Source organism: Glycomyces halotolerans, from assembly GCF_054779575.1.
On the sequence record NZ_BAAGXZ010000001.1, the window covers coordinates 284,931 to 304,738 of the forward strand.

A 19,808-nucleotide genomic window follows, 5' to 3' on the forward strand; every position below is an offset into this window, starting at 1 on the left:
GTTGGACACTCCGGGATCGAACAGCGGTGTGTGAGGAGCGGTCGTGCAGGGCCTTGACGGCGTCATCCGCAACTACGCGTGGGGATCACAGGTCGACATCGCGAGGCTCCAGGGAAGGCCGTATCCGGCCGAGCTGCCCGAGGCCGAGGAGTGGTTCGGCGCCCACCCGACGGCCCCCTCGATCCTCGACGACGGCCGCCCGCTCGACGACGCCGTCTCCTCCGAGCCCGAGCACCTGCTCGGGCGGCGGATCGTCGACGCCTTCGGGCCGCGGCTGCCGTTCCTGCTCAAGCTCCTGGCGGCCGACAAGCCGCTGTCACTCCAGGCTCACCCGAACTCGCGGCAGGCCAGCTCCGGCCACCAGCGCGAACTGCGCATCGGCATCGACGCGGCCTACCGCAACTACGTCGACGGCAACCACAAGCCCGAGCTGATCGTCGCGCTCACCGAGTTCCGGGCGCTGTGCGGCTTCCGCGACCCGCTGGAGACCGCCGATCGGATCGAAGCGCTCGGCGTGCCGGGCCTGGCGCCGCTGGCCGCGATCCTGCGGAACCGGCGGCGCGGCCTGCGCGCGGCCGTCACCGATCTGCTGGGGACCGGCCGCGACGAATGCCGCGAGCTCATCGACCAGGCCGTCAAGGCCGCCACCGAGGCCGACAGCGACGAGGCCGAGGTCCTGACCGTGCTGGCGCGCCACTACCCCGACGACCCCGGCGTCCTGGTGAGCCTGCTGCTCAACCACCTCACGCTGCGGCCGGGCGAGGCGGTCTACATGCCCGCGGGGAACCTCCACGCCTATCTCAACGGCTTCGGCGTCGAGATCATGGCCGCCAGCGACAACGTGCTGCGCGGGGGTCTGACCGGCAAGCGCGTCGACGTGGCCGAACTGCTGCGGGTCCTGGACTTCCGGACGATGGCCGAGCCGCGCGCGTCGGCCGAGGACTCCGGCCCGGTGCGGACCTGGCCGGTGCCGATCGACGATTTCGCGCTTCGCCGGGTCACCGTCGGCGGCGAGCCCCAGTCGTTCGACCTCGAAGGGCCGCGGATCTGCCTGTGCACGGGCGGGTCGGTCACGGTCGCCGACGACGACGGAGAGGTCGTGCTCGCTCCGGGGCGCGCCGCCTTCTCTGCGGCCTCGGCCGGGCCGGTGCGCGCCGCAGGCGAAGGCGAGCTCTTCGTCGCCTCCGCCTGAGCGGCGCGTCAGCCGAACTTCTTCTGGACGGCCTGCTCCCGGAGGAACTTCCGGTAGCCGACGGCCTCGTTGATGTCGATCATGGGGCCGTTCACTTCGGCGTTGTAGGTGACGACGTACCGAATCATCGGCCGGTATCGCCGCAGCTGGCGCTGGTTGGCGATCTTGAGGACGGTCCCGAGCCGCTTGCCGCGGTGGGCGGGGTCGACGATCGTGTCGTCCTGCCAGGCCGACTCCTCGCCGCCGGGCTCGACCTTGATGGCCGTGTAGCCGGCGACCTCACCGGATTCGACGTGCCGCACGGCGGCGGCGACGGTGAGCCAGCCGCGGTCGGCTGCGGAGCGCTCCTCCGCGCGCAGCCGGTCGACGTCGTAGACGGCCGGTCGGATGTCGAGCTGCCCCATCGGCGGGTCGGTCCACATGCGCGCTTCCATGCGGGCGACGCCCTCGGCCAGTTCGTCGGGCGCCGAGCGGGTCCATTCGATCAGTTCGTAGCCTTCGGCGTGCCTCCATGCCTCGGCGTAGCGCCGGCCGAGCTCGTCCTCGTCGACCCGCGTCAGGTCGTTGCGGCGGCAGATCTCGAGGTCGGCCACCTGGTAGCCGAGCTTCTCGGCGAAGAACTTGCCGGGCGTGTCGGCGTCGGGGCCGTCGAACACCTCGTCGACGGCGTAGCCGATGACGGTGTCGCGGTCGTTGGCTCTGGCACGGTCCTCGAGGAACTCCAGGAGGCGGGTGCCGATGCCACGGCGGCGCCAGTCGGGATGGACCTCCAGGTCGACCTCGGCCATGTGGAGGTTGTCGCTGGTGGGCATCTCAAGGCCGATGTAGCCGACGACGGTCCGGTCGACCACGGCGGCCCAGCGCTCGATCTTGTAGGCGGCCTGCGGAACGTAGAGCCGCAGGCGCTGGAGCGCTCGGTTGGGGACCGGGAATCCGGGCAGGTCGTGGCGGACGGCGGCGACCTGCGTGTCGATCCAGGAGCCGACGAGCTCGTCGTCGGCCGGGTCGATCGGAACGATGGAAACTTCAGGGTTGCTCACACCGGAGACGATTCCGCAATCCGGGACGGCCCGCAATCGAATTAATGGTCCGGCTCACCGGCGTCGAGGTCCCGTTCGGGGCCGGTCTCCGAGCCGGCGGCCTCGTCGACGCCGGGAGGCGGGGCGGGCGGCTCGTCGCGTTCGTCGTAGCGGGCGCGCTCGCCGAGGGGCACCCCCGAGCGGTGGAGGGCCCGGCCGATCGCGTGCCCCGCGACCGGGGCCGTCACCACCAGGAGCCAGACGGCCAGCAGCGCCTCGACGGCCTCGAGCCAGCCGGGATCGGCCAGCCAGGCGCCGGCGATCACGAAGGCGAGAGCCAGGGTCGCGGCCTTGGTGACCGCGTTGAGGCGCGAATACGGGTCCGGCAGGCGCACCAGCCCGACCGCGGCGATGGCGATGAGCAGCACGCCGATGCCGAGGAGGATTCCGGAAAGGACGGTGAGGACGCTCAACGCTCCTCCTCCCGGTCGATCAGGCGTGCCAGCGAGAGCGAGGAGAGGAAGCCGATGAGGGCCGCCACGACCACCAGCGTCAAGTACCAAGTCCCCGGCAGCCGTACGCCTATGACGACGGCGGTCGCGAGGAAGGCGTAGAAGGCCAGGTCGGCGGCCACCACGCGGTCGGCGTCGCCGGGCCCGGCGACGACCCGGAAGGCGGCGAGCGCGAAAGCGGCGCCGACCACCGCCAGCGCGATGTCAAGCGGTTCCATCACGGTCTCCTTCCGGTGTGGCGACGTCGCCGTCACGGCGGACGGCCGCGAGCATCCGGTGCTCGAGCCCGCGCAGGTGGTCCCGGTACCGCTCGGCGTCGGGGGCGTACATGCCGTGGACGAACGCCTCGGGCGGGTCGCGACGCACCTCGAGCACCAGCGTGCCGGGCGTCAGCGACAAGAGGTTGACCAGGAGCGCGATCTCGAACTCGGTGCGGCATCGCATCGGGAAGCGGACCACGCCGGGGGCGACCCGCGTACTGGGGGTGACGATGTCCCAGGTCAGCGCCGCGTTGGAGGCGACCAGTTCCCAGGCGTAGAAGGCGGCGAAACCGGCGAGGCGCCTCCCCTGGTCCAGCGCCGCTAGCACGGATTGTCGGTTCATGACGGTCCGATCACCGCCTCCACGTATGCGCTCGGGTCGGCCAGTCCCCGTCCGGCGACGTCGCACAGGGCCAGCAGCCATTCGCCTCCGATGCCGAGTACCACCGTCACGCCGGCGAGAATCAGCGCCGGGGTCACCAGGGTGAGCGGTGCGTCGGCGATCGGGCGGGCCGCGGCGGGGGTCTTCTCGAAATCGGCGACGTAGGCGCGCCGCCAGATCAGCATCATCGCGGCGAGGGTCAGCAGGCTGGCGGCCACGACCACGGCGGCCGCGTAGTGCCATCCGTCGCCCATCGCCGCGTGGACCAGCGCGTACTTGGCGACGAAGCCGGAGAACGGCGGCATCCCGGCGAGGGACAGGGCGGGGACGATGAACGCGAGGGCCAGGAGCGGCTCGCGTCGGACCAGGCCGCTGAGGCGGGCGAGGCTTCCGGTGCCGTAGCGGTGCTCCACGGCGCCGACCGACAGGAACAGGCCGGCCTTGATCGCCATGTCGTTGAGCAGGTAGAAGATTCCGGCGGCGAGTCCGGCGGGTCCGGCCAGGGCCGCGCCGAGGGCGATGTAGCCGTTGGTGGAGACCATGCTGAACGACAGTGTCCGCCGCATCCGGCTCTGCGCGATCGCCGCCAGGGCGCCGACGACGATGGAGAACACGCACACGGCGACGGCGACCGATGCGACGGCGGGGGTGCCGTCGAACATGAGCGTGTAGAGGCGGTAGATCGCGTACAGCCCGAGCTTGGTGTGGAGCGCCGAGAACATGGCGGCCACGGCGGGCGAGGCGTACGGGTAGCTCTCGGCGAGCCAGCCGTGGACCGGGGCGAGGGCGCTCTTGACGGCGAGTGCGAGGAGCAACACCGTTCCGGCCGCTTGGACTTCGGCGAAGGTGAGCACCGCGAGGTTGGTGGTGCCGGCCGTTCCGTAGGCGAGGGCGACTCCGGCGACGAAGACGGTCGAGGCGAGCAGTCCGGCGGTGATGTAGACGTGCGCGGCGGCGCGGCGGCGGCGCTCATCCGACATCATTATGAGCACATAGGACGGGACGAGCGTGACTTCCAGGAAGACGAAGAGGTTGAACAGGTCGGCGGTGGACAGTACCCCGGCGACGCCGGCGGTCAGGATGAGCACGAGCGAGGCGAAGCCTCGGCGGTCGGCGTCCCCGGCGGCGACCGCGAACACCGCGCACAGGAACGTCACCAGGGACGTGGCCGAGAGCATGAGCGCGCTGAACGCGTCGACGGCGAAGGAGATGGCGACCCCGCCGGGCAGGCCGCCGACGTGCACGGACAGGACCGTGCCGTCGGCGACGGCCGCCACGAGGACGGCGTAGAAGGCCGTGAGCGCCGCCAGGACGCCGAGCAGGACGATGCGCCGCGGGACCCGCCCGCGCACGAGGATCAGCGCGGCAGCGGCGATGAGCGGCACGGCGACCGCGAGCGGAATGGCCTGCGCGATCACGGGTCGTCCTCCGTATCGTCGTCGCGGCCGGAGCGCGCCAGCGAGAACAGGTAGACGGTGATCCCGAACGAGATCACGATCGCGGTGAGCACGAACGCCTGGGGGAGCGGGTCGGCCATGTCCTCGGTGGGGCCGGTGCCGATCAAGGGCGCGACGCGGCGGGACATGCCGCCGGAGGCGACCAGGACGAGGTTGGCCGCGTTGCTGAGCAGCACGAACCCGAGCGTCACTCGCACCAGGCCCCGTTGGAGCAGCAGGAACACGCCGCCCGCGACCAGGACGGCGACGGCGACCGCGGCGCTCATCGGGCCGGCTCCACGGCTCGGTCGCGCTCGGGCAGGTCGACCTCGTGGTGCGCGAGCCGGTTGAGCGCGGCGGCGACCACGCCCAGCACGATCAGGTAGACGCCCAGGTCGAACACGAGCGAGGTCGACAGTGACAGGTGCAGGCCGGCGACGTCCAGCGCGGCGTGCAGCGGCTTGAGGAACGGCTCGGCGGCGGCCAGCGCCGACAGGCCGGCCCCGACTGCGACGATGAGACCGCTCGACAGCAGCCTCCGTTCGACGGGCGGCAGCGCGGGTTCGCCCGTCGGCGGCTGCGCCAGGCGAGCGAGCGCCAGAGCGCCGCCTGCGACCAGACCGCCGATGAAGCCGCCGCCGGGCCCGTAGTGTCCGCGCAGCAGCAGGAAGATCGAGACGACCGCGAAGACCGGCATGAGCACCCGCCGGAGGGCGTCCAGGACCAGGAGCGTGTCGGCGGTGTCGGGCTCCCCCGCGCGCGGGGACCGCGGTCGGGTCCGGTCGCCGAGGGCGATCACGCCCAGCGCCGCGGCGGCGAGCACGGTGATCTCGCCGAGCGTGTCGAGCGCACGGAAGTCGACGAGGATGGCGTTCACGGCGTTGACGCCGCCGGTCTCCGGTTTCGTGTGCTCCAGCAGGTAATCGGCGACCGCGGAGCGGTCGCGGTGGCCGGTGAGCTGGTAGACGGCCGCACCTGCGGCGACGCCGACACCGACGGCCAGGGCGGCCGAGCCGGCGACCCGGCCGCGGCCGACACGGTGGAACCGGCGCGGCAGGGCGCGCAGGACGATGACGGCGACGACGACGATCATGATCTCGAAGAGCGCCTGCGTGACCGCGAGGTCGGGCGCGCCCGCGTTCAGGTACCACATGGCCACGGTGAAACCCGACAGTCCGACGGCGACGACGGCGCCGAGTCGGGAGCGGCGGCTCACCGCGGCCGCGACCGTCACGGCGAGAACGGCGACCAGTATCCAGTCGGCGCCGCGCGACGATTCGGGCGGCGGCGAGACGTCCGCGCCGGTGACCGCGTAGGCCGCGGCGATCGCCACGAGCGCGAGCAGCGGCACCGGCAGGTGCCGGACGGGACGGCCGCGCTCGGTGAGCGCCGCGATCCGGCTCCCCGCCGAGACGGCGGCGTCGCGGCTCCGGTCGAACGCGGTCCGGCCTTCGACCGGAGCTCGAAGCCGCTGCAGGAACCGGTCCACCGGGTCCCGTCCGAGGAACAGCGCCGCACCGATCGCGAAGGTCGCCAGCGTCATGCCCAGCTCGGGTGACAGACCGGGCCACAGCTTGAGGTGGGTCTCGGTGCCGTGACCGCTCGCGGTGACCGCGGCGCCCTCGATCAAAGGGCTCAGCGAACTCGCGGCGACGCCGAGGACGAGTCCCGCCGCCGCGGCGACGGCGGCGGGGGCGAGGAACGCCGGGCTCGGTTCGCGCAGCCGCCACTGCTCGGTCGTACCGCCGAAGGCCCCGACGAAGATCCGGAAGCCGTAGGCGAAGGTGAGCGCCGCCGCCGCGACCACCCCGGCGATGCCCGCGGCGACGGCCCACCCCGGCCCGGGCGATTCGACGAACGCCTTGTACATCTCCTCCTTGCTGACGTATCCCAGCAGCGGCGGGATGCCGGCGAGCGACAGCGCCGACAGCCCGGTCAGGGCAGCGGTGACCGGCATGACGCGGCGCAGGCCGGTCAGCTCCCGGATGTCGCGGCTGCCCACCTGGTGGTCGATGATGCCCACGAGCATGAACAGCGTCGCCTTGAACAGGGCGTGGGCGAGCACGTGGACCGCGGCGGCCGCCAGAGCGACGGCGGTGCCCACGCCGGTGAGCGCCACCAGCAGACCCAGTTGGCTGATCGTGGAGTAGGCGAGCAGGGCCTTCAGGTCGTGCTGCTTGAGGGCCAGCACGGCGCCGACGATCGCGGTGACCAGGCCGAGGGCGATGAGCGTCCCGCTCCACAGCGGGTCGTCCCCGTAGGCGTCGCTGAAGCGCATGAGCAGGTAGATGCCGGCCTTGACCATCGCGGCCGCGTGGAGGTAGGCGCTCACCGGCGTCGCCGCGACCATGGCGTCCGGCAGCCAGAAGTGGAACGGCAGTTGGGCTGACTTGGTGGCCGCCGCGGCGATCACCAGGACCAGCGCGGTGGTCGTGACCGCGGAGCCGTCGGCGGCGGTCGGGTCGGACAGGATGGCGCTCAGTCTCGTGGTGCCGGTGTGGACCGACAGCAGCACCAGGCCGGCCAGGAGCGCGAGTCCGCCGAGGGCGGTGGTGAACAGCGCCCGCATCGCCGCCGGCGCCGCTCGGGCGTGGGTCCCGCCGATCAGGAGGAACGAGCACAGCGTCGTCAGCTCCCAGGCCGCGAACAGCAGCAGGACGTCGTCGGCCAGGACCAGCAGCAGCATCGAAAGCCCGAAGAGGGTCATCAGCGTGTAGAGCCAGACGTGGCTCCCGCGGCCGAGGTAGCGGGCGCAGTAGGCCATGACGAGGGCGCCGACGCCGAGGATGACGAGCGCGAACAGCAGCGACAGGCCGTCGAGCCGCAGTCGCAGGGAGGCGTCGATCGAGGGCAGCCACGGCCAGGCGGCCTCGATGACCTCGCCGTGGACGACCGCGGGCGCAGTGGCCGCGAACATGGCGGCGAGCACGAGGAAGCCGACGGCGAGCACCCAGCCGGTGTCGCGGCCGAGGCGGCGGTGCAGCACCGGGACGAGTGCGGCGAGGACCGCGAGCGTGATCGGAGCGGTGGCTAGCGCTGCGACGGTTCCTCACTCCCTTCACGCGTCGGTCTCGTCTGCGGCGTTGGACCATCGGGCGCACGAATTCGCGAGCCACCTTGACCGATCGAGATCGCATCGCCGATCCGTCGGGTACGCGTACCCGGTTTGGCGCGCGGGAACCATGGAGTGTCGGCGTCGACTCGGACGCGGAGGGCGAGAGGATGAGGAAGACGAGGAAGTGGGGGCGGTGCCGCCGACGAGAGGGGGACGCCTTCGCGCGGCTGTAGGGGGAAACGGGGTCCCGTGGCACAAAAATGTGCCGGGCGGCCACCCCAGACCGCCCGGCACTCCCCCCGGTTTGGTTCCCCCGCGCGCCACCTGCGACCTTCTGCGACCCTGTGGGCCCTCCAGTCGCTGTGACGCTGCGTATCTGCAATATTACCCACGGCCTCACGAGTGTCAAGCAGAAACGGCGGTTGACACGGATAATTTTTTGCGTGTCCCGTGCCACGACGGCGCTGGAGGGCCGATCGGCGTGCGGCGCGTAGCATTTCAAGCATGACGAACACGCTGCGAGCCGACGACTACAAGGTTGCCGACCTCAAGCTGGCCGACTACGGCCGCCACGAAATCCGCCTCGCCGAGCACGAGATGCCCGGCCTCATGGCGCTGCGCGAGCGCTACGGCGAGTCCCGGCCCTTGGAGGGTGCCCGCATCACCGGGTCGCTCCACATGACGATCCAGACCGCCGTGCTCATCGAGACGCTCGTCGCGCTCGGCGCGCGCGTCCGCTGGGCCTCGTGCAACATCTACTCGACGCAGGACCACGCGGCCGCCGCGGTCGCGGTCGGCGCCGGAACCCCCGACGAGCCGCAGGGCGTGCCGGTGTTCGCCTGGAAGGGCGAGACGCTCGAGGAGTACTGGTGGTGCACCGACCGGGCCTTCGACTGGGGCGACGAGGAGCCCACGATGATCCTCGACGACGGCGGCGACGCCACGCTGCTGGTGGTCCAGGGCGCGAAGTTCGAGTCCGCGGGCGCCGTGCCCGACGCGGCGACCGCCGAGAACGAGGAGGAGGCCGTCGTCCTGTCGCTGCTGGCGCGGTCGCTCGAGCAGGACCCGGACCGCTTCACGCGCAAGTCCCGCTCGATCATGGGCGTCACCGAGGAGACCACCACCGGCGTCCACCGCCTCTACGAGATGGAGCGCGACGGCCGGCTGCCGTTCCCGGCGATCAACGTGAACGACTCGGTGACCAAGTCGAAGTTCGACAACAAGTACGGGGTGCGCCACTCCCTGCCCGACGGCATCATGCGCGCCACCGACGTGCTCATCGGCGGCAAGACCGCGGTGGTCTGCGGCTACGGCGACGTCGGCAAGGGCGGCGCCGAGGCGCTGCGCGGCCAGGGCGCCCGGGTGATCGTCACCGAGGCCGACCCGATCTGCGCCCTGCAGGCGGCGATGGACGGCTACCAGGTGCTCACGCTCGAGGACGTCGTCGAGACCGCCGACATCTTCATCACCGCCACCGGCAACCGCGACATCATCTCGGTCGACGACATGCGGCGGATGAAGCACCAGGCGATCGTCGGCAACATCGGCCACTTCGACAACGAGATCGACATGGCCGGACTGGCCGCCGTGCCCGGCATCAAGAAGCTCGAGGTCAAGCCGCAGGTGCACGAGTGGCAGTTCCCCGCGGACCAGGGCAACGGGCAGCGCGCCGAGGGCCACTCGGTCCTCGTGCTCAGCGAGGGGCGCCTGCTCAACCTCGGCAACGCCACCGGCCACCCGAGTTTCGTGATGAGCAACAGCTTCACCAACCAGGTGCTGGCCCAGATCGAGCTGCACACCAAGAGCGAGCACTACCCGATCGGCGTCTACACGCTGCCCAAGCACCTCGACGAGGACGTGGCCCGGCTCCACCTTGACGCCCTGGGCGTCAAGCTGACGCGCCTGACCAAGACCCAGGCCGACTACATCGGCGTGGACGTCGACGGGCCTTACAAGGCCGACCACTACCGGTACTGAGCGGAGTGGCGGTAGCCCGGCCGGCACTGAGGCGCAGCGACGGCAGCCGCGGAACAGTCAGCCGACATTGAGGCGAAAAGGTCTCATTCCTGTAGGAAATATCCTATAGGATATAGGAACGGGCGCGGAGCCGAGAGCTCCGCGCCCGTTCCTTCGTTCGGGACGGCTCAGTAGGTCGGCAGACTCGGGTCGACCTGGTTGATCCAGCCGAGCACCCCGCCCTGGACGTGGACGGCGTTGCCGAGCCCGGCGGCCTTGGCCGCGGCCAGCGCTTCGGCCGAGCGCACCCCGGCCTTGCAGTAGAAAACCGCCTGGCGCTCGGTCGGCAGGTCCTTCAGCGCGGCGCCGGAGACGATGTCGCCCTTCGGGATCAGGCGCGAGCCCGGGATCTTGACGATCTCGTACTCGGCCGGCTCGCGAACGTCGATCAGGTCGATCTCGCGGCCTTCCTTGAGCCAGGACTCCAGTTCACGCGGCGTGATCGTGGAGCCGACGACCGCCTCGGCGGCCTCGGCGGTGACCGAACCGCAGAAGTCCTCGTAGTCGATCAGCTCGGTGACCGTCGGGTTCTCGCCGCAGACCGCGCAGTTCGGGTCCTTGCGGACGTTGATCTTGCGGTACTCCATCTCGAGGCCGTCGTAGACCATCAGCTTGCCGACGAGCGGATCGCCGATGCCGGTGATGACCTTGATGGCCTCGTTGACCTGGATCGAGCCGATCGAGGCGCACAGGACGCCCAGCACGCCGCCTTCGGCGCAGCTGGGGACCATGCCCGGCGGCGGAGGCTCCGGGTACAGGCAGCGGTAGCACGGGCCCTGCTCGGCCCAGAACACGCTGGCCTGGCCGTCGAAGCGGAAGATCGAGCCCCACACGTACGGCTTGCCCAGCAGCACAGCCGCGTCGTTGACCATGTAGCGGGTGGCGAAGTTGTCCGTGCCGTCGACGATGAGGTCGTACTGCGCGAAGATGTCCATGACGTTGTCGTTGTCCAGCACGGTGTTGTGGATGACGACGTCGACGTTCGGGTTGATCTCGCGGATCGTGGCGGCGGCGGACTCCGACTTCGGGCGGCCGATGTCGGACTGGCCGTGGATGATCTGGCGCTGGAGGTTGGACTCGTCGACCGTGTCGAAGTCGACGATGCCGAGGGTTCCCACCCCGGCCGCGGCGAGGTACATCAGCGCCGGCGAACCAAGTCCACCGGCGCCTACGCAGAGCACGCGGGCGTTCTTCAGGCGTTTCTGGCCGTCCATCCCGACATCCGGGATGATGAGGTGGCGCGAATAGCGCCTGACCTCGTCGACCGAGAGGTCGGCGGCTGGCTCGACTAGCGGCGGCAAACTCATATAACAAGTAATGCATATCCACTCTGTGGATATTCCACCGGGAAGACCGGTGTGCGGGGCCTCACCCGACGTCAGTGGTCGGCGTACTCGTCGGGAGGCAGCTCCGGGCCGCCGTACTCACCGGGCGGGCCCTCGAAGTAGGTCTCGCCGTCCGGGTACGGCCAGGCGTTGCCGACGCAGCCGGCCAGCTTGTAGGTCTGCTGGGCCATCACCGGCGACAGCTCGCCCTCGTCCGGGCACACCTCGTGCGGGTGGCCGAGCCGGTGCCCCACCTCGTGGTTGACCACGTACTGCCGATAGGTCTCCAGCGTGCCGTCCCAGTGGTCGACCCCCGCTATCCACCGGGCCGAGTTGATGACCACCCGGTCGCCGTTGCGGCACGACACGGTGGTGTTGGGGTGCTCGCACAGGACCGACCGCTGCTCCGGGCTGGCCAGGTAGATCGTGAAGTCCGCGCCGCCCTTGCCGACCTGCTCGAAACGCCAGGCCCCGCCGGCGATCCACGACCGCGAGTCGGCGAGCGTGTCGTGCACGAAGTCGCTGACCTCCTCCGGGTCGAGCCGGAGTCCGTCCTCGACCGCGACGTTGTACCGCAGCAGCGTGCCCGAGGCGCCGAGGCGCTCGCCGGGACGAGCTTCGGCGTAGGTCCACGTGCCGGTCCCCGAGAAGTAGAGCGGCGGCGGCGCCTCGGGAGTGCCGGTCGGCACGTCGGGAACGAGGTCTTCGGTGAGCGCCGTGGCTCCCACCGGGCCACTGGTCGGCAGTCCGGTCTCCAGAGCCCGCGGTGCGCCGTCCCCGGAACGGCCGGCCAACGCGAGCCCGGTGCCGGCCGCCGCCATGAGGATCAGGACCGCCACCAGCGCGATGCGGCGGCGCCTGCGGAATCGGCGGCGGCGAGCCAATCGTCCCTCAGTCACACCCGCGAGTCTAGGACAGATGGGGCCCTTTCCGCCTGGGGCCCGTGGGATTCGTGGGTTTCTTCGATCATCGCGACCATCGCTCGCGCCACCGCCGCGGGCCGCTCCATCATCGCCACGTGCCCGACCCGGTTGAGGATGAGCAGCCGCGAGTCCGGGATGGCCGCGCCCGTCCCGGGGGCCTGGCGGACGTCGATGACGCGGTCCTGCTTGCCCCAGACGATCAGCGTCGGCACCTCGATCTTGCGGGCCAGCCGCCACAGCGAGTGCGAGCCGGGAACGAAGGACTGCAGGAACGAGGCCATCAGGCCCCGATAGGTCGCGACGTAAGCGCTCGAGTGCCACGGGACGGCCAGACGCCGACGCGCCTCGGCGATCGCCTCGCGGCGGCGCTGCGGATGGATGAGCTCCGGATCGGCCCAGGTCCCGAGGATGATCTCGTCGACCACCTGCTGCGGAGTCCGCGAACGCAGCGCCCGGTCGGCGAGGCGGGCCAAGTGCGGGAGCATGAGCATCGGGACGTACTTGGCCTGGTGGGAACGGCGCGGGTTCCCGAACGGCATCGCCGGGGAGATGAGCGTGAGGGTCCTGATCAAGTGCGGGCGGGTGGCCGCCAGGTACACCGAGACCGCACCGCCCAGGGAGTGCCCCACCAGGTGGACCGGACCGCGCCCGGACTCGACGATCCAGGCCGCGACGTCCTGCGCCAGCGAGGGGACGGTGACCCTCCGGATCGGCTCGGAGTGCCCGAAGCCGGGCAGGTCGATCGCGTCGACGGCGACGTGGTCGGAGAGCGCGTCGGCCAGGTCGGTCCAGTTCTGGGCCGAGCCGCCGAGCCCGTGGACGCACACCCCCGGCTCGGCCTCCGAGCTCGTCGCGGGGGTGTGCCGGATGAACAGGCGGCGGCGGCTCAACTGATGTTCGATGCCGGGCCACGGCGGGTGAGGTCGGGTGGGGACTCGAACCCTGCTCGCCTCGACCAGCCGTGCCCGTCTCATGAAAGCTAGTGTGCCACTTCAGCCGCCAATGCGGACAATGTCGCCGAAACGACTGCGCGTGACCGCTCGGCGGTGACCACGGCCGCCCCCGAGAGCCGGCGGACGGCGGTACCGTCCATCCACAGGATCACGACCACGGCCGTCTTGACCGGTCCGGTCGGGACGACCGAGGCGTGCTCGACCTCGACCCGGCTGTCGGACGCGCCGAGGAACGGACGCAGCGCCTCCACAGTGGCAGCCGCGGCGGCGTGCTGGACGTGCCAGTCGACCGGCGGCACGGTCACCGAGCCCGACGACTCTGACTCGCCCACGGCGACGGTGACGGCGACTTCGGCGTCGAGCCCTGAGGAGTCGATCTCCACGCGATGGAGCCGCACGTGGCCGACGGCCGGAAGCTCGGCCTCGGCCGCCACGGCAGGCTCGAGCTCGACCTGCGGTTCCTCACCGGGCTCGTCGACGGTCTGCGGGCCCGGCTCGATCGCGCGCTGCTCGGCGACGACGGCGGACACGGCGGCGTGGACCTCGTCGGGGTCGACGCCTTCTTCGAGCTCGAGGCGCAGGCTCGGGCTGCCGTCCGGAGCCGTCACGTGGAACGCGTCGCGCACGCCCGGGACCTGGCGGACCCGTTCGAGGAGCTGGCGCTGGCCGGGGTCGTTCGCTTCGTCGTCGGCCGAGACCGGCGGAGTCGGTTCGAGCACCGGCTGACGCGGCGCCGGCGGGGTGCGCGGCGGTCCCTGCTCGGTCACCGGCGGCGACGGCAGGCCGGCGGGGGTCGGGTCGCCGGCCGGCTGCGGGCTCGGAACGGCCGGCGGGCTCACCTCGGTCACCGGCTGCGGCCCGTGTTCGACCTCCCCTTGCGGCGGTTGCACGGGCGTCTGATGCTGCTGCGGGTTGGCGTGGCGCACCGGGCTCGGCGGGGCGCTGTACTGCTGCCGGCTCGCCTCCTGCTGCGGCGCGCTGGGCGCGTGGTCGGCGGCCGGGGGCGTGCCGCCGGCGTTCCGCGGTCCGCTCTGCGCGTTGTTCGCGCCGGGTCCGCTCCCCATGCCCGGCGGCGCGCTGGGCGCGTGGTTCGCTCCCGGCGGCGGGGCGAACGGCGACTCCTGCTGCGGTCCTTGCGCGCGCTGCGGGGCGGGGGGCATCGGCTCGAACTGCTCGCCCGGGGAAGGGCGTCTGGTGGCCGGCATAGTCGGACCGGTCTCGGCTATCTCGACCGGCACGCCGGGCATCTGCCCGGTCGGCTCCTCGCTGTAGCGGTGGCGCCTGCCGCGGTCAGGGTCGAACCGGTACTGTTCCGGCGCCTGCATGGCCTGCGGCGTCTGCCCGACTTGGCCGGCGTCCTCGGCCTCGGCGGTGTCCTCCTTCGGTCCCCAGGAACGACCTATGCGGCGACGTGCCGGCTTCTCGTCTCCGGGCGGACGCTGAGGTTCCTCCGGTCGGTTCTGGTCATACACGACTTAGCAACTCCTTCATCTTCCCGACCCGAAGGTACCCTGGTGCGACGAGCGGTCTGTCGGCGCGTTTGACGAGCCCGTACGCTGAGAAGCCAAGCTCAGCTTTCCGTAAACTGCGCCCAGGTCGCAAGAGTCGGCCGTTGACGGATGGGCGACACGACGCGAGGAGGGGTGCCGTGGTGAACAGCGCTGGAGAGGGCAGAGTCCGACTGCCCAGGAGCGAACGCCGGGCACAGCTGCTCCAAGCCGCCCAGGAGGTGTTCGTCTCTCACGGCTACCACGCCACCTCGATGGACGACATCGCCGAACGCGCAGGCGTGTCGAAGCCGGTCCTCTACCAGCACTTCACCTCGAAACTCGAGCTGTACCTGGCGCTGCTCGACGGGCGCGCCTCGGAACTGGTCGACCGCATCCGCGAGGCCATGGACCGCTCCGAGGACAACAAGGAGCGCGTCAACGAGGCCATGCGCGCCTACTTCGACTTCGTCGACGCCCAAGGCGAGGCCTTCCGGCTGGTCTTCGAATCCGACCAGCGCAACGACCCGGCCGTGGCCGAACGGGTGCTGCGGATGGAGGCCGAGTGCGTCGCGGCCCTGGCCGACACCATCATGGCCGACACGCGGGTCGACAAGGCCCGCGCCGAACTGCTGGCCACCGGCCTGGTGGGTGCCGCCGAGGTCGCCGCGCGCAAATGGATCGCCACCGGCCGCGTCGTCCCCAAGGACGAGGCCGTGTCGCTGATGGCCGCGCTCGCCTGGCGGGGCATCTCGCACTTCCCGCGCGAGGGAGAAGACGAGAGCTCGTCGGCGTTAGGTGCGTTCGCTCCCAGCGCACAAGCGCTGACGTCCTGCAGTGGGCCGCCCGAGTAACCTTGCCTCGTCTGAAGACGTCAGAGGATTCTGTTTGAGGAGGGCCCGTGGAGGTCAAGATCGGTGTCCAGCACGCCCCGCGTGAACTGGTGCTCGAGAGCAAGCTGTCGTCGAAGGACGTGGCTGCGACCATCGACAAGGCCGTCAGTGAAGGCGGCATCCTCCGCCTGGAGGACGACAAGGGCCGTCAGGTGATGGTCCCGGTCGACAGGATCGCGTACGTCGAGATCGCCGCCCAGTCGCCGCGGCCGGTTGGATTCACCGTCGACTCTTGAGGACCAGTCTCGTGAACGGCCCGGACCCCAGGTCCGGGCCGTTGTCATCGGTCGAGGACGGTGAACGGGGACGAGCCCCGCACCGGCTGGCCGTCGCCGTCGTCGTCGATCGGCTGGAGGCTGGTGGTGTGGACGCGGACGAGCTCGGAGTCGATCACCACGACGACCGGCTCTCCGCGGTTCCGCACCGGCGCCTGCGGGTCGGCCGGGCTGGCGGCGATCTCGTCGATCCGCGGGTACACCGAGGTGCCCGCCTGGGTCTCGAACTGCGAGTTGTCGATCGCGACCCGGAACAGTTGGTCCTCGCCGCGCCGCTCCCCCGCGACCCATAGGAAGTTCTCCGAGCTCCAGGCCACGTCGGCCACGCCGGTGATCTCCGGGCCGATGCGCCGCCGCTCGCCGATGCGGAGGTTGCCGTCGGCGTCGTGCTTGAGCGGCAGCGCCCAGGCCCGGCCGTCCTCGACGTAGGCCAGGCGGTGCCCGTCGGGAGCGACCTCCAGTGCGGTGACCGATTCCCCGGTCAGCGCCTGCGTGGATCCGTCGTCGGGGTCGACGGCGGTGAGGACCCCGCCGTCGAGGATGAGCACGGTGCCGTCGACGAGCCACTGCGGGTCCCGCAGGGAGCCCGAGAGGTCCTCGACGGTTTCCATCCGGTCTTCGTCGGGGCCCACTCGGAGCCTGGTTCCGGTCTCCTCGGCGACTACCGCGGCGATCTGGGCGTTGCGGGACACGGCCACCTGCCGCAGGCCCGGCACCTGGAATCCGACCCACGGATGCTGGGCGGAGGCGGCGGTGACCTCTTCGTTGGCGAACTGCCAGACGGTGTCGTCGGCGATGAAGTAGCCGATCTCCTCGCCGGTCTGGGCTGCCGGGATGGCGTTCCAGTCGCGCCAGTCGTGGAGCGACCCGGTGACGACCGGTTCGCCGTTGACGCGCAGCTCGAACTCCTCGGTCAGGCCGAGGCTCCAGGCGAGTTCGGCGGCGATCGCGCCGCCGGCCCTGTTTCCGGCGTCGGAGGAGTCGCCCAGGGTGAGGTCGATGACGATGAGGTCGTCCTCTTCGGTGATCTGTCCGCTGGTGCCCGCCGGGATGGCCGAGGCCGCCGAGGCCTTCGCCCACTCGGACGGTCCGTTGAAGACCCAGTCGAGGCGCGTCTCGTGCTCGGTCTCCTGGTCCAGGCGGCCGTAGATCCACCGCAGGTCGGGGACGAGCAGGTCGTAGCCGGAGGCGCGGAAGTACAGCGGCGCCTGGTCGTAGGAGGCCTCGAACTGGTCGGCCAGCAGCGTGACCTGCGTGGGGACCTCGTTCATGAGCCACTCTTCACCGGGCCGTTCGCGGTGGAGGACGAACTGCTCGTCGTACTCGGGGGGCGTCGAGTGCACCAGGACCTGCCCGTCGGGCTGGTAAGTGCCGGTCACCGAGCCGGTGACCTCGATGGTGACGGTGTTGAAGTCCTCGCTCTCGCCCTCGTCGACCTGCGAGTAGGTGACGTCGTCGAGCAGGTCGATGCCCTCGTTGCGGTCGGAGTACTCCTGGTCGGTCTCGGTGAACTCGTTGAGCCGCGCGTCCAGACCGGTCGAGTCGCCGGTCGCCGCCTTGAGGAAGTTCTGGACGGTCGTCTCGGCGTCGGTGCTGGGAGCGAACTCCTCGGCCTCGATCGCGGAGCCGGGCTCGAAGTCGGTCGGGGCCGGCGTGGCGGCCTCGGGCGCGGACTCGTCGGGGATGCCGCAGGAGGAGAGGACGAGCGCCGCCAGGAGCGGCGCCGCGACGCCTCCGATCAGGGCTCTACTGCTGCTCATCGTCGGCCTCCTGATCGATGCTGAGCGGGATCGGCGAGGTGATGACCCGGTTGCCGGACTGCAGGGGCAGGGTGAGGACGAAGAGGGTGCCGCGGCCCGGCTCGCCGGCGGCCTGCAGCGTCCCGGAGTGCAGCTTGGCGTCCTCGAGGCTGATGGCCAGGCCCAGGCCGGTGCCGCCGGTCTTGCGGGTGCGCGAGGGGTCGGCGCGCCAGAACCGGTCGAAGACGCGTTCGGCGTGGCCGGGTTTGAGCCCCACCCCGTGGTCGCGGACGGCTACGGCGACGGCGGTGTCGGACTCGGCGACGGTCACTTCGACGGGCTTGCCCTCGGCGTGCTCGACGGCGTTGGCCACGAGGTTGCGCAGGATCCGCTGGACCCGGCGGGAGTCGATCTCGGCGACGACCCGGTGGCCGGGCTTGTCGACCGAGATGGTGACGCCGCAGTCGGCGGCCAGCCCGGAGAACGATTCGACGACGTCGTCGACCAGCGGGCACAGGTCGACGGCGTCGACCTCGAGCGAGGCGAAGCCGGAGTCGAACCGGGAGACCTCCAGCAGTTCCTGCAGGAGCTCTTCGAACCGGTCGATCTCGGCTTGGAGCAGCTCGGTGGACCGCTTGGACGTCTCGTCGAAATCGTCGCGCGTGTAGTAGAGCAGGTCGGCGGCCATGCGCATGGTCGCCAGGGGCGTGCGCAGCTCGTGCGAGACGTCGGAGGTGAAGCGGCGCTGCATCATGGACATCTCCTCGAGGCGCCTGATCTGGCTCTGGAGGTTCTCGGCCATGAGGTTGAACGAGCCGGCGAGCCGGGCCAGGTCGTCGGAGCCGCGGACCTCCATGCGCTCGTGGAGGAGCCCGGCGGCCAGCCGCTGCGAGGTGCGGGCGGCTTCGCGCACGGGCGTGACGACCAGGCGGGTGACCAGGGCGGCGATGACGCCGAGCAGGAGCACCAGCGCCACGCCGGCGAGGACGAGGTTGGTGCGCAGCAGCCCCACGGCGTCCTGCTGCGAGGAGAGCGGATAGAACGCGTACAGCTCGAAGTCGACGGTCAGGTCCACCGGCGCGCCGACCACCAGGTACGGCATCACCTCGGAGCCTTCGAAGTCGTAGGTGCCGTACTGGCTGGCGACCGATCCGCTCAGCACCAGCTCCCGCAGCTCGGCCGACGGGGTGGCGATCTGGCCGATCGGGTTCGATTTGACGATGTCGCCCTCGGAGGTGCGGATCATGATGAACGGCGCGAACACCGGGTCGTCGGCCAGGTCGTTGACGACCCGCTGCATGACCGGGCTCAGTGCCGGGTCGGCCGGCGAGTTGTAGGCGTTCAGTTCCTCGGCGGCGCGCTCGACGGCGTTGACGGTCTCCTCGACGGCGGTGTCCTGGCGGTCGGCCAGGAGTCCGGAGGTGAAGGTACCGGCGACGACGAAGGAGAAGGTCACCACCAGGACGGTGGAGGCCACGAGGGTGGAGGCGACGACTCGGAGCTGGAGCGAGGCGCGGAACCGGTCGACGACCGGGACCGCGGCGCGCGCGGCACGGCTCCGCAACCGCCCGCCGATGCCGCGCAGCCAGGAGACGGTCCTGGACACTAGCCCAATCCGGCTTTGTAACCGACGCCGCGAACGGTCTGGATGAGCTGCGGACGCTCGGGGTCGGGTTCGATCTTGGCGCGCAGGCGCTGGACGTGGACGTTGACCAGGCGCGTGTCGGCCGAGTGACGGTAGCCCCAGACCTGCTCCAAGAGCACCTGGCGGGTGAAGACCTGGCGGGGCTTGCGGGCGAGGGCCACCAGCAGGTCGAACTCGAGCGGGGTCAGTTTCACCTCGGCGCCGTTGAGGGTCACCTGGTGGGCGGGCACGTCGATCTGGACCTGGAGGCCGGGCTTGCCGATCTCCAGGCGCTCGGGCGTGACGTCGTCGCCGCGGCGGAGGCGGGCGCGGATGCGGGCGACGAGCTCTTTGGGCTTGAAGGGTTTGACTATGTAGTCGTCGGCGCCGGATTCGAGGCCCAGCACGACGTCCACGGTGTCCGATTTGGCGGTGAGCATCACGATCGGCACGCCGGACTCGCCCCGGATGGCCTTGGCCACGTCGATGCCGCTCATGCCGGGCAGCATGAGGTCGAGCAGGACGATGTCGGGCCGGTGCTCCTTGAACGCGGCGAGGGCCTTTTCACCGTCGGTGACGAAAGTGGGGGTGAATCCTTCGGTCCGGAGGATGATGCCGAGCATCTCCGCCAGCGCCGGATCGTCGTCGACGACGAGTACACGTGCTCTCATGGACACCAGTTTTCCACCTCACAAAAGCCGAGAGCACCACGGGTGG

Annotated in this window: 18 protein-coding genes; 4 read left to right on the forward strand and 14 right to left on the reverse strand. The window is 70.8% G+C overall.

Features of this window, described 5'->3' with window-relative positions; translation table 11 throughout:
* The first annotated feature begins 43 nt into the window (after window positions 1–43).
* Window positions 44–1,192: a class I mannose-6-phosphate isomerase gene (gene manA / locus ACYVL2_RS01480; RefSeq protein WP_460539451.1), complete on the forward strand. Its 1,149-nt coding sequence runs from the start codon at window positions 44–46 to the stop codon at window positions 1,190–1,192.
* Between the two features lie 8 nt (window positions 1,193–1,200).
* Here the strand turns inward: manA and ACYVL2_RS01485 are convergent, their stop codons facing one another.
* Genes ACYVL2_RS01485 through mbhE form a run of 7 tightly spaced genes read right to left on the reverse strand, consistent with a single transcriptional unit; the run spans window position 1,201 to window position 7,787 of the window.
* Complete coding sequence (locus ACYVL2_RS01485) at window positions 1,201–2,232, reverse strand: GNAT family N-acetyltransferase (RefSeq protein ID WP_460539453.1); 1,032 nt, start codon at window positions 2,230–2,232, stop codon at window positions 1,201–1,203.
* A gap of 41 nt (window positions 2,233–2,273) precedes the next feature.
* Complete coding sequence (gene mnhG / locus ACYVL2_RS01490; protein ID WP_460539455.1) at window positions 2,274–2,684, reverse strand: cation:proton antiporter; 411 nt, start codon at window positions 2,682–2,684, stop codon at window positions 2,274–2,276.
* Window positions 2,681–2,941 carry a monovalent cation/H+ antiporter complex subunit F gene (locus ACYVL2_RS01495; RefSeq protein WP_460539457.1) on the reverse strand — a complete coding sequence of 87 codons (261 nt, stop codon included), beginning with the start codon at window positions 2,939–2,941 and terminating at the stop codon, window positions 2,681–2,683. Before ACYVL2_RS01495 ends, mnhG begins: the two co-directional genes overlap by 4 nt.
* Window positions 2,928–3,326 carry a Na+/H+ antiporter subunit E gene (locus ACYVL2_RS01500; protein ID WP_460539459.1) on the reverse strand — a complete coding sequence of 133 codons (399 nt, stop codon included), beginning with the start codon at window positions 3,324–3,326 and terminating at the stop codon, window positions 2,928–2,930. Before ACYVL2_RS01500 ends, ACYVL2_RS01495 begins: the two co-directional genes overlap by 14 nt.
* Window positions 3,323–4,783 carry a proton-conducting transporter membrane subunit gene (locus ACYVL2_RS01505; protein WP_460539461.1) on the reverse strand — a complete coding sequence of 487 codons (1,461 nt, stop codon included), beginning with the start codon at window positions 4,781–4,783 and terminating at the stop codon, window positions 3,323–3,325. Before ACYVL2_RS01505 ends, ACYVL2_RS01500 begins: the two co-directional genes overlap by 4 nt.
* Window positions 4,780–5,088 carry a sodium:proton antiporter gene (locus ACYVL2_RS01510; protein ID WP_460539463.1) on the reverse strand — a complete coding sequence of 103 codons (309 nt, stop codon included), beginning with the start codon at window positions 5,086–5,088 and terminating at the stop codon, window positions 4,780–4,782. Before ACYVL2_RS01510 ends, ACYVL2_RS01505 begins: the two co-directional genes overlap by 4 nt.
* Window positions 5,085–7,787 (reverse strand): hydrogen gas-evolving membrane-bound hydrogenase subunit E, encoded by a 2,703-nt coding sequence (mbhE, locus tag ACYVL2_RS01515; RefSeq protein ID WP_460539465.1) that lies wholly within the window; start codon window positions 7,785–7,787, stop codon window positions 5,085–5,087. Before mbhE ends, ACYVL2_RS01510 begins: the two co-directional genes overlap by 4 nt.
* Window positions 7,788–8,360: 573 nt before the next feature.
* Between mbhE and ahcY the strand changes: the two genes are divergently transcribed.
* Window positions 8,361–9,833: an adenosylhomocysteinase gene (gene ahcY, locus ACYVL2_RS01520; protein ID WP_460539467.1), complete on the forward strand. Its 1,473-nt coding sequence runs from the start codon at window positions 8,361–8,363 to the stop codon at window positions 9,831–9,833.
* 167 nt (window positions 9,834–10,000) lie between these two features.
* Here the strand turns inward: ahcY and moeZ are convergent, their stop codons facing one another.
* From moeZ to ACYVL2_RS01540, 4 genes are all read right to left on the reverse strand, one after another.
* Window positions 10,001–11,179 (reverse strand): adenylyltransferase/sulfurtransferase MoeZ, encoded by a 1,179-nt coding sequence (gene moeZ / locus ACYVL2_RS01525; protein WP_460539469.1) that lies wholly within the window; start codon window positions 11,177–11,179, stop codon window positions 10,001–10,003.
* Between the two features lie 71 nt (window positions 11,180–11,250).
* Window positions 11,251–12,096: a DUF3152 domain-containing protein gene (locus ACYVL2_RS01530; protein WP_460539471.1), complete on the reverse strand. Its 846-nt coding sequence runs from the start codon at window positions 12,094–12,096 to the stop codon at window positions 11,251–11,253.
* A complete protein-coding gene (locus ACYVL2_RS01535; RefSeq protein WP_460539473.1) occupies window positions 12,093–13,094 on the reverse strand; it encodes an alpha/beta fold hydrolase in 1,002 nt (333 codons plus the stop codon). The genes ACYVL2_RS01530 and ACYVL2_RS01535 overlap by 4 nt, the downstream gene beginning before the upstream one ends.
* A gap of 5 nt (window positions 13,095–13,099) precedes the next feature.
* Window positions 13,100–14,545 carry a hypothetical protein gene (locus ACYVL2_RS01540; RefSeq protein ID WP_460539475.1) on the reverse strand — a complete coding sequence of 482 codons (1,446 nt, stop codon included), beginning with the start codon at window positions 14,543–14,545 and terminating at the stop codon, window positions 13,100–13,102.
* A 179-nt stretch (window positions 14,546–14,724) separates the two neighbouring features.
* Here ACYVL2_RS01540 and ACYVL2_RS01545 point away from each other — a divergent pair, with 179 nt between their 5' ends.
* Entirely contained in the window at window positions 14,725–15,414 is a 690-nt protein-coding gene (locus ACYVL2_RS01545; protein WP_460539477.1) for a TetR/AcrR family transcriptional regulator, read from the forward strand.
* A gap of 47 nt (window positions 15,415–15,461) precedes the next feature.
* Entirely contained in the window at window positions 15,462–15,689 is a 228-nt protein-coding gene (locus tag ACYVL2_RS01550; protein WP_460539479.1) for a DUF3107 domain-containing protein, read from the forward strand.
* A 44-nt stretch (window positions 15,690–15,733) separates the two neighbouring features.
* Here ACYVL2_RS01550 and ACYVL2_RS01555 read toward each other — a convergent pair whose 3' ends face one another.
* From ACYVL2_RS01555 to mtrA, 3 genes are read right to left on the reverse strand one after another with little or no spacing between them, the layout of a single operon-like run.
* Window positions 15,734–17,488: an LpqB family beta-propeller domain-containing protein gene (locus ACYVL2_RS01555; RefSeq protein WP_460539481.1), complete on the reverse strand. Its 1,755-nt coding sequence runs from the start codon at window positions 17,486–17,488 to the stop codon at window positions 15,734–15,736.
* Window positions 17,475–19,073, reverse strand: a complete 1,599-nt coding sequence (gene mtrB, locus ACYVL2_RS01560; protein WP_460539483.1) for an MtrAB system histidine kinase MtrB — start codon at window positions 19,071–19,073, stop codon at window positions 17,475–17,477. The genes ACYVL2_RS01555 and mtrB overlap by 14 nt, the downstream gene beginning before the upstream one ends.
* A complete protein-coding gene (gene mtrA / locus ACYVL2_RS01565) occupies window positions 19,073–19,762 on the reverse strand; it encodes an MtrAB system response regulator MtrA (protein WP_026924637.1) in 690 nt (229 codons plus the stop codon). The genes mtrB and mtrA overlap by 1 nt, the downstream gene beginning before the upstream one ends.
* Window positions 19,763–19,808 lie beyond the last annotated feature (46 nt).

What these genes read in the sequence shown, in the direction of transcription:
- mtrA (WP_026924637.1), bottom strand. Translation starts at nt 19,762, where the DNA reads ATGAGAGCACGTGTACTCGTCGTCGACGACGATCCGGCGCTGGCGGAG.
- ACYVL2_RS01495 (WP_460539457.1), bottom strand. Translation starts at nt 2,941, where the DNA reads ATGGAACCGCTTGACATCGCGCTGGCGGTGGTCGGCGCCGCTTTCGCG.
- ahcY (WP_460539467.1), top strand. Translation starts at nt 8,361, where the DNA reads ATGACGAACACGCTGCGAGCCGACGACTACAAGGTTGCCGACCTCAAG.
- ACYVL2_RS01555 (WP_460539481.1), bottom strand. Translation starts at nt 17,488, where the DNA reads ATGAGCAGCAGTAGAGCCCTGATCGGAGGCGTCGCGGCGCCGCTCCTG.
- ACYVL2_RS01500 (WP_460539459.1), bottom strand. Translation starts at nt 3,326, where the DNA reads ATGAACCGACAATCCGTGCTAGCGGCGCTGGACCAGGGGAGGCGCCTC.
- ACYVL2_RS01535 (WP_460539473.1), bottom strand. Translation starts at nt 13,094, where the DNA reads ATGAGACGGGCACGGCTGGTCGAGGCGAGCAGGGTTCGAGTCCCCACC.
- moeZ (WP_460539469.1), bottom strand. Translation starts at nt 11,179, where the DNA reads ATGAGTTTGCCGCCGCTAGTCGAGCCAGCCGCCGACCTCTCGGTCGAC.
- ACYVL2_RS01510 (WP_460539463.1), bottom strand. Translation starts at nt 5,088, where the DNA reads ATGAGCGCCGCGGTCGCCGTCGCCGTCCTGGTCGCGGGCGGCGTGTTC.